The sequence below is a fragment of the Bacillus sp. AY3-1 genome (genome assembly GCF_008368785.1).
Classification (GTDB): Bacteria; Bacillota; Bacilli; order Bacillales; family Bacillaceae_G; genus Bacillus_A; species Bacillus_A wiedmannii.
The window spans coordinates 1-12371 of record NZ_QORZ01000005.1 but is presented as its reverse complement, the minus strand read 5'-3'; the positions used below and the strand labels follow the sequence as shown (position 1 = coordinate 12371).

The 12371-nt window shown below is 39.3% G+C and carries 5 protein-coding genes, 22 tRNA genes, 1 rRNA gene and 1 pseudogene; 3 read left to right on the top strand and 26 right to left on the bottom strand.

Annotated elements, in window-relative coordinates; all coding sequences use genetic code 11:
• Positions 1-9: 9 nt before the first annotated feature.
• Complete coding sequence (gene glgC / locus DN389_RS02775; protein ID WP_000057613.1) at positions 10-1140, bottom strand: glucose-1-phosphate adenylyltransferase; 1131 nt, start codon at positions 1138-1140, stop codon at positions 10-12.
• Positions 1088-3025 (bottom strand): 1,4-alpha-glucan branching protein GlgB, encoded by a 1938-nt coding sequence (glgB, locus tag DN389_RS02770; protein ID WP_060486611.1) that lies wholly within the window; start codon positions 3023-3025, stop codon positions 1088-1090. Before glgB ends, glgC begins: the two co-directional genes overlap by 53 nt.
• Before the next feature lie 470 nt (positions 3026-3495).
• On the opposite strand from glgB, the gene DN389_RS02765 reads away from it, so the two are divergent.
• Complete coding sequence (locus DN389_RS02765) at positions 3496-4101, top strand: CalY family protein (RefSeq protein WP_088123627.1); 606 nt, start codon at positions 3496-3498, stop codon at positions 4099-4101.
• Positions 4102-4133: 32 nt separating this feature from the next.
• Positions 4134-8357, top strand: coding sequence for a S8 family serine peptidase (locus DN389_RS02760; RefSeq protein ID WP_149236781.1), 4224 nt, complete (start codon positions 4134-4136; stop codon positions 8355-8357).
• Positions 8358-8530: 173 nt separating this feature from the next.
• On the opposite strand, the gene DN389_RS02750 is transcribed toward DN389_RS02760, so the two are convergent.
• Positions 8531-9475 (bottom strand): L-lactate dehydrogenase, encoded by a 945-nt coding sequence (locus DN389_RS02750; RefSeq protein ID WP_000715343.1) that lies wholly within the window; start codon positions 9473-9475, stop codon positions 8531-8533.
• Positions 9476-9939: 464 nt separating this feature from the next.
• Between DN389_RS02750 and DN389_RS02740 the strand changes: the two are divergent.
• A pseudogene (locus DN389_RS02740) lies at positions 9940-10104 on the top strand (IS4 family transposase); the annotation flags it as partial.
• Between the two features lie 111 nt (positions 10105-10215).
• Here the strand turns inward: DN389_RS02740 and DN389_RS02735 are convergent.
• From DN389_RS02735 to rrf, 23 genes are all read right to left on the bottom strand, one after another.
• Positions 10216-10287, bottom strand: a tRNA-Glu gene (locus tag DN389_RS02735).
• A 5-nt stretch (positions 10288-10292) separates the two neighbouring features.
• Positions 10293-10383, bottom strand: a tRNA-Ser gene (locus DN389_RS02730).
• Between the two features lie 6 nt (positions 10384-10389).
• Positions 10390-10464: transfer RNA gene (locus DN389_RS02725), tRNA-Asn, on the bottom strand.
• A gap of 7 nt (positions 10465-10471) precedes the next feature.
• A tRNA-Ile gene (locus DN389_RS02720) sits at positions 10472-10548 on the bottom strand.
• Between the two features lie 10 nt (positions 10549-10558).
• Positions 10559-10629, bottom strand: a tRNA-Gly gene (locus DN389_RS02715).
• A gap of 13 nt (positions 10630-10642) precedes the next feature.
• Positions 10643-10718 (bottom strand) — tRNA-Lys (locus DN389_RS02710).
• A gap of 10 nt (positions 10719-10728) precedes the next feature.
• Positions 10729-10804: transfer RNA gene (locus DN389_RS02705), tRNA-Thr, on the bottom strand.
• A gap of 14 nt (positions 10805-10818) precedes the next feature.
• Positions 10819-10894, bottom strand: a tRNA-Phe gene (locus tag DN389_RS02700).
• A gap of 14 nt (positions 10895-10908) precedes the next feature.
• Positions 10909-10984, bottom strand: a tRNA-Asp gene (locus DN389_RS02695).
• Positions 10985-10987: 3 nt separating this feature from the next.
• Positions 10988-11064 (bottom strand) — tRNA-Met (locus DN389_RS02690).
• A 27-nt stretch (positions 11065-11091) separates the two neighbouring features.
• A tRNA-Ser gene (locus DN389_RS02685) sits at positions 11092-11184 on the bottom strand.
• A 17-nt stretch (positions 11185-11201) separates the two neighbouring features.
• A tRNA-Ile gene (locus tag DN389_RS02680) sits at positions 11202-11278 on the bottom strand.
• A 4-nt stretch (positions 11279-11282) separates the two neighbouring features.
• Positions 11283-11359, bottom strand: a tRNA-Met gene (locus DN389_RS02675).
• A 21-nt stretch (positions 11360-11380) separates the two neighbouring features.
• A tRNA-Ala gene (locus DN389_RS02670) sits at positions 11381-11453 on the bottom strand.
• A 14-nt stretch (positions 11454-11467) separates the two neighbouring features.
• Positions 11468-11541: transfer RNA gene (locus tag DN389_RS02665), tRNA-Pro, on the bottom strand.
• A 10-nt stretch (positions 11542-11551) separates the two neighbouring features.
• Positions 11552-11625: transfer RNA gene (locus DN389_RS02660), tRNA-Arg, on the bottom strand.
• Positions 11626-11628: 3 nt separating this feature from the next.
• Positions 11629-11717, bottom strand: a tRNA-Leu gene (locus DN389_RS02655).
• Positions 11718-11733: 16 nt separating this feature from the next.
• Positions 11734-11808, bottom strand: a tRNA-Gly gene (locus tag DN389_RS02650).
• A 29-nt stretch (positions 11809-11837) separates the two neighbouring features.
• Positions 11838-11918 (bottom strand) — tRNA-Leu (locus tag DN389_RS02645).
• Between the two features lie 14 nt (positions 11919-11932).
• Positions 11933-12008, bottom strand: a tRNA-Lys gene (locus DN389_RS02640).
• Between the two features lie 13 nt (positions 12009-12021).
• Positions 12022-12097, bottom strand: a tRNA-Thr gene (locus DN389_RS02635).
• 4 nt (positions 12098-12101) lie between these two features.
• Positions 12102-12177 (bottom strand) — tRNA-Val (locus tag DN389_RS02630).
• A 4-nt stretch (positions 12178-12181) separates the two neighbouring features.
• A 5S ribosomal RNA gene (gene rrf / locus DN389_RS02625) occupies positions 12182-12297 on the bottom strand.
• Between the last annotated feature and the right edge of the window lie 74 nt (positions 12298-12371).

The window sequence follows — 12371 nt, the reverse complement described above, 5'->3', positions numbered from 1 at the left end:
CCCCCTTTTCTATTTCCCTTCAGCAATGAGTACTACATCGTCGACATTTTTTTCTGGACGAATAATTGTTCCATCTTCAATAACCATTTCCGATCCAACAATCGCTCTTTCAATCACAACATTTTTACCAATCTTCGCTCCTGGCATAACGACAGAATCAATAACCATACTACCTTCTTCCACCGTCACCCCTTGGAATAATACAGAATGCTTCACGTCCCCTTCAATGACGCATCCTTCGTTAATAAGTGATTCTTCTACTTTTGCCTTTTCTGCAATATATTGAGGTGGCTCATTTGGATTCACAGAATAAATACGCCAATTACGATCGTTTAAATTCAGCGATGTTTCATCGCGAAGTAAATCCATATTCGCTTCCCATAAGCTTTTCACCGTTCCAACATCTTTCCAATATCCTTCAAACGGATACGCCATCAGCTTTTTCCCTTCATCTAATAAAAGCGGAAGTACATCTTTTCCGAAATCATTACTAGATTCAGGATTTCTTGCATCCATCTCTAAATACTCTTTCAAAATTGCCCAGTTAAAAATATAAATTCCCATTGATGCAAGATTACTTCTTGGAAATTGCGGTTTCTCTTCAAATTCAACAATCTCCATCTCTTCGTTCGTATTCATAATACCGAAGCGACTCGCTTCATCCCACGGCACTTCAATAACAGAAATCGAAACGTCCGCTTCTTTCTCAATATGGTAATCTAGCATTTTACTGTAATCCATTTTATAAATATGATCGCCTGATAAAATCAGAACATACTCTGGTTCATATTGACTTAAATAGTTTAAGTTTTGATAAATGGCACTTGCTGTACCTGTGTACCACTTCACACCTGAAGACTCCGCATAAGGAGGTAACACTGTGACTCCACCGCTTACTCGGTCTAAATCCCAAGCATTGCCGATTCCGATATAATTATGAAGTTCGAGTGGTTGATATTGCGTCAAAATCCCAACCGTTTCAATACCAGAATTCGCACAGTTACTTAGCGTAAAGTCAATAATGCGATATTTACCACCAAATGGAACAGCTGGCTTGGCTAAATTTTTTGTTAATGCACTTAATCGACTACCTTTTCCCCCTGCTAGTAACATTGCTACGCACTTTTGCTTTTGAGCCATCTTGTTTTTTGCTCCCCTTTCTCGTCTTCACTGGTCGTAATATGGATACGCCAAATGGTGGAATTGTAATTTCTACATGTGCCGCTTGATTATGATACGGTTCTTGAATCGTCTTGAGACGTTTCTTATTCACTTGCCCCGATCCGCCATATTGCTCAGCGTCACTGTTTAAAATCTCGTTATAATACTCGAAATCTGGCAAACCTACTTTATAGTTTTCATATGTAGCTTTCGTAAAATTACATACGACAACTAACGCATCTTCTTGTTTATCCCCTTGGCGGATAAACGAGAAAATACTTTGCTCATGATTATTAGCATCTATCCACTGAAATCCTTCAGGTGAATGATCAAGCTGCCAAAGTGGTTTGGAGCGCTTATACAATGCTATGAGCTCTTTAAAGTAATCATGCATATAACGATGCATTTCAAAATCATGTAAATTCCAATCTAAATCTTCAAGGTCTTTCCACTCATCAAACTGCCCGAATTCTCCACCCATAAAGAGCAATTTCTTCCCTGGATGAGTAAAGAAATATCCATATAATAAACGAAGTTGAGCAAACTTATCCCAGTAATCTCCTGGCATTTTATTTAATAACGACTTCTTCCCATGAACGACTTCATCATGAGAAAGCGGTAATATGAAATTTTCAGAGTAAGCATATATTAAAGAGAACGTCATTTTCTCATGAATATACTTCCTATACTCAGGCGCACACTCCATATATTTCAGCACATCATTCATCCAGCCCATATTCCATTTGTAATTGAACCCAAGCCCACCTTCATACGTTGGAGCTGTTACAAGTGGCCAAGCTGTTGAATCTTCTGCTGTCATAAGAAAATCTTCATCTTCTGCAAACACCGCTTCATTTAATTCTCGTAAAAATGAAACAGCGTGCTCATTACTTTGTTCTTGTCCTTCTTTATTCCAGTACAGCATATTCGCAACTGCATCCACCCTGAAACCATCAATATGGAAATACTTCATCCAAAATAACGCATTTGAAATTAAGAAATTACGTACTTCCCTCTTCCCTAAATCAAAATTAACAGTTCCCCATACTAGGTTTTCTTGTACATCTATATCTTTATATTCATAAGTCGGTGTCCCATCAAACAAATATAAACCGTGAGCATCTTTACAAAAATGCCCCGGCACCCAATCTAAAATGACACCGATTCCATATTTATGACATTCATCGACAAAATACATCAAATCATGTGGCGTGCCGAATCTACTTGTCGCTGCATAATACCCCGTCCCTTGATATCCCCAAGAACGATCATATGGATGCTCAACAAGCGGCATAATTTCAATATGTGTAAATTGATGTTCCACCACATACGGAATGAGCTCCTCGGCCATTTCTCTATAAGAATACAGAGCGCCATCTTCTTTCTTTTTCCAAGAACCGAAATGTAATTCATAAACTGTCATCGCTTCTTTATAAATCGATTTTTTCTTTCTCTTACGAATCCAGTTTTTATCATTCCATTCATATCCCTCTATATCAAAAACTACAGATGCCGTATTTGGTCTTACTTCTGCATATACTGCGTAAGGATCTGCTTTTAAAATAACGTCACCATCCATCGTTTCAATCGCATACTTATATATCTCATTCTCTTCAATATGCGGTACAAACAAGGACCAAATCCCCTCTTCTGTCACTTGTAGCATCTTATGTTGCTCATAATCCCATTCATTAAAATCTCCAACAACACTCATTGCTTTCGCATGAGGAGCCCATACTGTGAATCGTACACCTCGCATCCCATCTTCCGTCACAATATGTGCCCCAAAGATGTTATAACTGTCATAGTACTTTTCTGTATGAAACTCATCTCGTTTCACTTCTTCACAATTTATTACATCCAATATGTTCACCTCACTAAGATGACAGAATTTTTTATACTTTACCAATTCTGCGAAAAACTGAAATATCCTTGTTATTTTTAAAAAAACATTCGTTTTTTTCTTTAATTTCGCTTAAAATATTCAAATTTACTGTGTAAAATATCGAATTTTGACGAATATTCATTGTAAACGCTTTATTACCTACTAGTCTTTCATCCTATTATTTATTTCTCAACCTTTATTTCATTAGAGTTATCCTATTTTACCCGCTATTTATCACTTAAAATCGTAACAAAATAATCTGTCATAAAAAAATGTTTCTCAACATTTTTTGTCACAATTTTATTGAAATGGAAAATTCATAAGCATATACTTGTTCTCAATAAAGAACGACGAACCTTCGCAACTATAATTCATACTGAAACACTATGTTTACTCTATCCATGCTCCAGGCGAAAGTTCGATAAAAAATTAAATTAGGGGGCTTTCTTATGTCATTAAAACAAAAAGTTGGAATGGGAGTTGTCACAGCTTCACTTGGCTTATCCCTTACATTCGGCGGTGTATTCGCCTATTTCAGTGATTCTGAAACATCTAGTAACTCATTTCAAGCTGGTACACTAGATCTTTCTATTAACCCAAGCGTAATTGTTAATGTGAAAGATTTAAAACCAGGTGATTTGATTGAAAGAAATTTCAAGCTTGAAAACAAAGGAACATTAGATATTGCAAAAGTAGCACTTGAAACATCCTATGAGGTTACAGATGCAAAGCAAAATAATGATGGTGAAGATTTAGGTGATCACATCATCGTCAAATTTTTAGTGAATGATGGAAAGCCATCTAACCCAAACGATGATCATGAAATTTTGTGGGAAACAAAACTATCAGAATTAAAAACTATGAAACCTGAGGATGTAGCTACTTCTCTAGAACGTCATAACTTAATAGACGGTATTAAGTCTGGTGACACAGATTATTTACACGTTCTCTTCTCCTTTGAAGATAACGACCAAGATCAAAATAAATTCCAGGGTGATTCCCTGCAGCTAAACTGGACATTCCATGCAGAGCAAACACCAGGTGTGGAGAAATAATTTTTAAAATATAAATTATCGGAGGCCTATATATGAAAAAGAAAAATCGTTTTGTTACCGGAATTGTAACGGCTGGCGTTCTATTTTCAACTGCCCTTCCATTCAATGTACTTGCTGAAAATCCTATTAACCAAATTGACTCTTCCAACGCCCAGTCTTTACTATCAAAACTTTCTAAAGAACAGCGCCAGGCATTACAAACGTTAGATGCCAATCCTGGTTTTACTATTTCACCAGACATTAATACGAGTAGTCCTGAACCAGTAAATATCATTGTAGAATTTCAAACTGCTCCAGTAAAGATTAATGAATTAAAACAAAAAGAAAAAGGGTTACAAGCTGCTCCTGAAAATATAAAGGCACGTATTGATCAAGAACATGAGGAATTCCAAAAAGGACTCAAACGTCTTTATCAATTTAGCCCATCAGTAAAATCAGGGAATTTCCAGTCTGTACAAATTAAACGTTCTTATAAGCACGCTATAAATGGCGTTGCGCTGACATTACCTGCAAATACAGTGGAAGAATTGTTACGAATTGGCGTTGTAAAACGTATTTGGAAAGATTACGAAGTGAAATTAAATTTACCAAAACAAGCGGAGCAGAAAGCACCTCAAAAACTAACAGATAGCATTCCGCAAATTGGGGTAGATAAGTTACATAGCGAGGGCATTACTGGAAAAGGAATTAAAGTTGGTGTATTAGATACAGGTATTGATTACAATCACCCTGACTTAAAAGACGTGTATAAAGGCTATCGCGCAAAACCGGGTGAAGATTCTAGTAAGGTAGACCCAAACTCCGTAAAAGGTTGGGACTTTATTAATAACGATGCAGATCCGATGGAAACAACTTATACAGAGTGGCAACAATCTGGCGCTCCTGAATTTGATGATCGTGGTTCTTCCTTCTATACTGCGCATGGTACTCACGTAGCAGGTATCGTTTCTGCCCAAAAGAAAAACAAATCAGATTCCGCAGTAAAAGGTGTTGCACCTGACATTGAACTGTATAACTATCGTGTACTCGGTCCTTATGGAAGCGGCGATAGTTCTGGTATTATTGCTGCAATCGATAAATCTATTTCTGACGGTATGAACGTCATTAACTTATCGTTAGGTGACGATAGCAACAACCCGCTTGATCCAACGTCTATCGCTGTCAATAACGCAATGCTTTCGGGCGTTGTTACAGTCGTTGCTGCCGGGAACTCTGGCCCAAATCCAGCGACACTCGGATCACCAGGCGCTTCTCCATTTGCTATTACAGTTGGAGCAAGTGATAGCTCTATTTCATTAACGAAACTATCAGGTCATGCTGGACAATTACAATTCCCTAACCTAATTTTATTCGGCAAAAACTTCACTGATAAAATAGAGGATTTCAAAGGACAATCTCTCCCTATTGAATCTGTAGGAATCGGTACTCCTGACGAGTTTAGTAAAAAGGATGTAAAAGGAAAAATCGCTCTCGTTGCACGTGGTACAATCTCATTTGATGAAAAAATCGCAAATGCGAAACAAGCTGGTGCAAAAGCAGTTATTATTTATAACAATGTGGATGGAGAAATTCCTTACTATATTGGCGAAAGTACAAAATACATTCCAGCATTCCGCCTAACGAAAGAAGATGGCGAAAAACTAAAAGCTCAAATTGAACAAGGTAAAACATCCTTAACTTTCGATGAAATCAATTACATTCAAACAGAAGGCGATCATCTTGCAGACTTTAGCTCACGCGGCCCTGTTACATCAAATGATGATATTAAACCTGATATTACAGCGCCTGGTGTTGCGGTACTTTCAACAGTACCTGAATATATTAACGACCCGCAAGAAGGTGAAAACTACGATGTTTCCTATGAACGTATGCAAGGAACATCCATGGCATCTCCTCATATCGCTGGCGTTGCTGCTCTTATTTTGCAAGAACACCCAGAATACTCTCCATTCGATGTAAAAGCGTCTCTTATGAACACAGCTGACGATTTAAAAGAGAAGTATTCTGTATATGAAGTTGGAGCTGGACGAGTAGATGCTTATAACTCTGTTCACACAGAAACCAGTTTTAAAGTGTTAGATACGACAAAAACAATTGTCAATGATGAAGTGATTGAAGTACCAGAAGAAACTGGATCCATTGCATTCGGTAAATACTATCAAAAAGACGGGGAATCAATTGAACAAAAACGAAAAATTAAAATTGAAAACCGCAATAAACAAGAGAAGAAAGAATTTAAAACAGAAATTTCTTATACACCAGCTTCTTCTGCCATTAACGACGCTACCGCAAACGGTGTAAAAATTTCTACTTCTGAAACAATTACGATTGATGCTGGTAAATCAGATGAAATTGAAGCAAAAATTAATATTCCTGCTGGTGCAAAGCAAGGTCGATATGAAGGATATATTCATATTACAAACACGAAAAATAAAGAAGAAACGTATCAAATTCCGTTCTCTATTCGTGTGTCAGAGCCTGGTATTGAAAATGCACTATTATCAAGAAAAACAATCTCAACTGATACATCTACATTCAATCCATACCGTGAATCATATGTTCACGGGGCGTTCCAATTAAATAGCGAACTTGAAACGTTAGATCTTATCGTGAAAGATTCGAAAACAAATAAAGCTCTCGGTTTCCTTGGAACGTTAAACACGAGTGGACTACAAACGGATGTGTACTACTACTTAGATTCATTCTTTAACGGAAAAGTGTATCCTTTCACAAATGATCCGGCAAAACCAATTGGTGATGAGAAAATCGACTTCCCTGAAGGAGATTACACAATTGAATTTGTTGGCTACGATAAAGCCGGGAAGGCACGTGTGAAAGGCGATTACGTCGTAATTGATAATACACCACCAGAAGTGAAATTAACTGGATTACAGCCTGGTATTTATGAATTAAATGAAGAAAACTATACAGTAGAAGACGGTAAAAAAGCACTATGGATTAAAGGAAATGTATATGATTCTAACGTTGACTACTTAAGAGGAAAAGGATTAAACATTACGCAAGAAGCGAACGGCGTTATGTACTATGACTATTCTCCATACTTGCACAAGTTTTTACCTATTACTGAAAATGGTGACTTTAAAGTTGGTATTACACCTGATTCCTTTAAAACTGAAGGTCCAATGAACACAGGCGTATATATTTTCGATTATGCAACTGCAGGTCCTGACTATCCAAGCGGTGTAAATAACTATTGGTTTATTCCGCAAGGTGCTCAATATGCGAAAGCTAGTTATGATAAAAAAGAATTATATAAAGATGATGAGTTCACTGTGACACTAAACGCCAAACATGTGAAACAATTTGTATCTGGAGAATTTAACGTAAAATTCCTAGAGAAGAACTTCAAATTTGCAAATGCGAAATTGAATCCTGCTTTTGAAAAACTCCTTTCTGAAAAAGGGGTAACCGCAAAAGTGAATGAACCGAAACTAGAAGAAGGTTCTGTTACAGTAGGCGGAGCTATCGATGATAAAAACTTCGCCGGATTAGATGGTGACTTCCCGTTCATTGATGTAACTTTCAAGGTAGAAAATGATGAGTTTTATGAAGCAAATGCTCAATTAGATTTACCAGTGTTCGTTTACTGGAAACAAGGTGAATCAGAGCCAAACAGAATGCGTGTACTTCAAGATCAAACATTCTCAGTTATGTCTTTAAACTCAAAAGTAGAAGGAAATATTAAACCTGGTGCATTCTTAAATGAACGTGGATATTTAGATGAGAAATTCGATTATACAAAGCTTGGTGTAAAAGTATATGCAACGGATTCTTACCGTCATAAGTTTGAAGGCTCACTTGATAAATACGGTTACTTCAAATTGAATGGACTTCCTGTTAATACACGTGATTATAACTTATACGTGGAGGTTCCAGGACATTTAACAAGCCGACTAACTACAAAACTAGGTACTGAAAAAGATGGTAAGCTGCTTGGTCAATATTATTATGCACGACCTGATGAAAATCTTGCTGGCGATGTAAATGGTGATAAAGTAATTGATATAAAAGATGCTGAAATTATCGCTAGCAACTATGGTAAAAAAGGACTATCTGTGAAAGACGGCGACCTTAACAAAGATGGCATTGTCGATGAAAAAGATATTCGTTTCGTTGAAAAGAACTTCTTGAAAAAAGGTCCAGATGCATCTAAATCACAAATACCTGTTGAAAAATCAAAAAGCGGTACACTGGCAGATATTTTAAAGAAATTAGGATTAACACCTAAAAAATAATAATAAAGAGCACTCTATATAAAGTAGAGTGCTCTTTTCTATAAACGACCCTAATCCAGCAAAAGGGGTATATTGGGGATATACAAGGGAAACCGGAAAAGGAATTTATATTAAATTATATAAAAACTCAGAGGTAGGAAGCAGTTTTCCGCCTCTGAATTATTTAGCAATTATTATAGTACTGGTGCCATTGTTTCTTTTAATACTTTTACAGAATGAGCAAATTTCGCTTTTTCTTCTTCATTTAACTCAAGTTCTACGATTTCACGTACACCGTCGCGGTTAATAACAGCTGGAACACCTACGAAAGCATCTTTCTCACCGTATTGTCCTTCAAGGTATGCAGATACAGTTAATACACTGTTCTCGTTGCTTAAGATTGCTTTAGTTACACGAAGTAATGACATACCGATTCCGTAGTAAGTTGCACCTTTACGCTCGATGATATGGTAAGCTGCATCACGTACGTTTTCGAAGATTTTGTCTAAGTCTTCTTGTTTGTACTGTTCATTGTTAGCTAAGATTGTTTCTAGTTTTTGTACACCGATAGTAGCGTGGCTCCATACTGGAAGTTCAGTGTCACCGTGTTCACCAACGATGTAAGCATGAACGTTACGTGGATCTACATCTAAGTAGTCACCTAACATGTAACGGAAACGAGCAGAGTCTAAAGTAGTACCAGAACCGATTACGCGCTCTTTTGGTAAACCAGATTCTTTCCAAGTTACGTAAGTTAAAATATCAACTGGGTTAGTTGCGATTAAGAAGATTCCATCGAATCCGCTATCCATAATACCGCGAACGATTTGTTTAAAGATTTTTGTGTTTTTCTCAACTAAATCTAAACGAGTTTCACCTGGCTTTTGTGGTAATCCAGCAGTGATAACAACTAGATCTGCATCTTTACAATCTGCATAGCTACCGCTCCAAACTTTTGTTGGTGATGGAGAGAATGGTACCGCATGGCTTAAGTCCATTGCTTCCCCTTCTGCTTTTGCTTCATTAACATCTACTAATACGAATTCTTCAGCTACACCTTGGTTGATCATTGAGTAAGCGTAACTACAACCTACAGCTCCTGTTCCTACTAATACTACACGATTGATACCTTTTTTCATGGTAATTTCCCCTCTCTATTGTTCACATATATTTTTTTATGATTGTTTAAGTAATTAATTAAAATACTAATTTAATGTTGTTTAACTTCTTTACATTCATATTGTAGCACGTATTATTGTGAAAAAGTTCACAAATTATGACCTATTTGTGAACTTTTTCACATAGAGTGTAAAGTTGATGGAATAGGTGTGGAATCCATTTCAATGGAGGCGTTTTCTTTAGATTGTGAAAGGGATTTTCTTACGTTTTTGTCGGTAAGTGAAATTATATCGGCGATTATTTTCATATATCAACGATTTTTAGAATATATCTACCGTAACTCAAAATATATCAACGATTCGACAAGGAATATCGACTTACCGACAAAACTCGACAATAATGACAACATAAAAAAAGCTGTCTCCAGTAGATCACCCCTATTGAGAGACAGCTTCTTCTATATATTATTTATTTTCCACAGTAGCTCCCGGATGTATTTTCATCGGTTTCTCCAAGTGTAGGAGGCTACAGCCATACAGCTGGGGTAAAAGTTCAACTTGAGTATCATTTGTTAGATAGATAGTTCCTTCATATTCATACAGGTCCAAATAAACAACATGATTGTATTTACGGCTCTCTATGTACCCCACTGCAACAGCGAATACTTCATATTTCTTCTATTGCATAAAAAAGCAGACTATCCAAAGTCCGCTTTTACACAACAAAAAAGAGATAGCAGATTATGCTATCTCTTTTAGTATGACCCGTACGGGATTCGAACCCGTGTTACCGCCGTGAAAGGGCGGTGTCTTAACCACTTGACCAACGGGCCAATTCTGGCAGAGAAGAAGGGATTCGAACCCTCGCACCGCGTTCGCGATCTACTCCCTTAGCAGGGGAGCCCCTTGAGCCACTTGGGTACTTCTCTATAATATGGCTCCGCAGGTAGGACTCGAACCTACGACCGATCGGTTAACAGCCGATAGCTCTACCACTGAGCTACTGCGGAATAATTATGGTGGGCCTAAATGGACTCGAACCATCGACCTCACGCTTATCAGGCGTGCGCTCTAACCAGCTGAGCTATAGGCCCATAATTGAAAAGCGGGTGAAGAGAATCGAACTCTCGACCAGAGCTTGGAAGGCTCTTGTTTTACCACTAAACTACACCCGCATTAAATTGTAAATGGTGAGCCATGAAGGATTCGAACCTTCGACCCTCTGATTAAAAGTCAGATGCTCTACCAACTGAGCTAATGGCTCATTTTGAAAGTGGTGCCGACTAGAGGACTTGAACCCCCAACCTACTGATTACAAGTCAGTTGCTCTACCAGTTGAGCTAAGTCGGCTTGCGACTTCAAAATGGTGGCTCGGGACGGAATCGAACCGCCGACACGAGGATTTTCAGTCCTCTGCTCTACCGACTGAGCTACCGAGCCTTTATGTAAAAAAATGGCGGTCCCGACCGGGGTCGAACCGGCGATCTCCTGCGTGACAGGCAGGCATGTTAACCACTACACCACGGGACCATTTGGTTGCGGGGACAGGATTTGAACCTGCGACCTTCGGGTTATGAGCCCGACGAGCTACCGTGCTGCTCCACCCCGCGATGATAAAATATTTAATTTAGAAAAAATGGAGGAGGTAGAGGGATTCGAACCCCCGCGCGACTCTCGCCGCCTGTCGGTTTTCAAGACCGATCCCTTCAGCCGAACTTGGGTATACCTCCGAGATATAAAGCTTTAGTGGTGGACCTTGTAGGACTCGAACCTACGACCGGACGGTTATGAGCCGTCTGCTCTAACCAGCTGAGCTAAAGGTCCTTTATGGTAGCGGCGGAGGGGATCGAACCCCCGACCTCACGGGTATGAACCGTACGCTCTAGCCAGCTGAGCTACACCGCCATAAAAATATATTAAAATAAGTGGAGCCTAGCGGGATCGAACCGCTGACCTCCTGCGTGCAAGGCAGGCGCTCTCCCAGCTGAGCTAAGGCCCCATGTTTTTGGAAAATCGGGAAGACAGGATTTGAACCTGCGACCCCCTGGTCCCAAACCAGGTGCTCTACCAAGCTGAGCCACTTCCCGTTAATAAAAGCGCGCCCGAGAGGAGTCGAACCCCTAACCTCTTGATCCGTAGTCAAACGCTCTATCCAATTGAGCTACGGGCGCATATGGTGCCGAGGGCGGGGGTCGAACCCGCACGGTGGTCACCCACCGCAGGATTTTAAGTCCTGTGCGTCTGCCTGTTCCGCCACCCCGGCATGTCATATTGAAAATTGGAGCGGAAGACGGGATTCGAACCCGCGACCCCAACCTTGGCAAGGTTGTATTCTACCACTGAACTACTTCCGCAAGACATGTTTGAGTTATTTTATTAAAAGTGCGGGTGAAGGGAGTCGAACCCCCACGCCAAAGGCGCTAGATCCTAAGTCTAGTGCGTCTGCCAATTCCGCCACACCCGCATATTTCATTAAAATGGTGAGCCATGAAGGATTCGAACCTTCGACCCTCTGATTAAAAGTCAGATGCTCTACCAACTGAGCTAATGGCTCTTGCAATAAAAACTGGTGCCGACTAGAGGACTTGAACCCCCAACCTACTGATTACAAGTCAGTTGCTCTACCAATTGAGCTAAGTCGGCTAAATGGTGGAGGATGACGGGATCGAACCGCCGACCCCCTGCTTGTAAGGCAGGTGCTCTCCCAGCTGAGCTAATCCTCCATTTGCCTGGCAACGTCCTACTCTCACAGGGACAAGGTCCCAACTACCATCGGCGCTAGAGAGCTTAACTTCCGTGTTCGGTATGGGAACGGGTGTGACCTCTCTGCCATCATTACCAGACTGTATTCATTTAAGACAAGAATCATTATAACTTATTTAACTTTTAAAGTCAACAAGTTTTTTATATTCTTTCA

What these genes read in the sequence shown, in the direction of transcription:
- glgC (WP_000057613.1), bottom strand. Translation starts at nt 1,140, where the DNA reads ATGGCTCAAAAGCAAAAGTGCGTAGCAATGTTACTAGCAGGGGGAAAA.
- DN389_RS02765 (WP_088123627.1), top strand. Translation starts at nt 3,496, where the DNA reads ATGTCATTAAAACAAAAAGTTGGAATGGGAGTTGTCACAGCTTCACTT.
- DN389_RS02760 (WP_149236781.1), top strand. Translation starts at nt 4,134, where the DNA reads ATGAAAAAGAAAAATCGTTTTGTTACCGGAATTGTAACGGCTGGCGTT.
- DN389_RS02750 (WP_000715343.1), bottom strand. Translation starts at nt 9,475, where the DNA reads ATGAAAAAAGGTATCAATCGTGTAGTATTAGTAGGAACAGGAGCTGTA.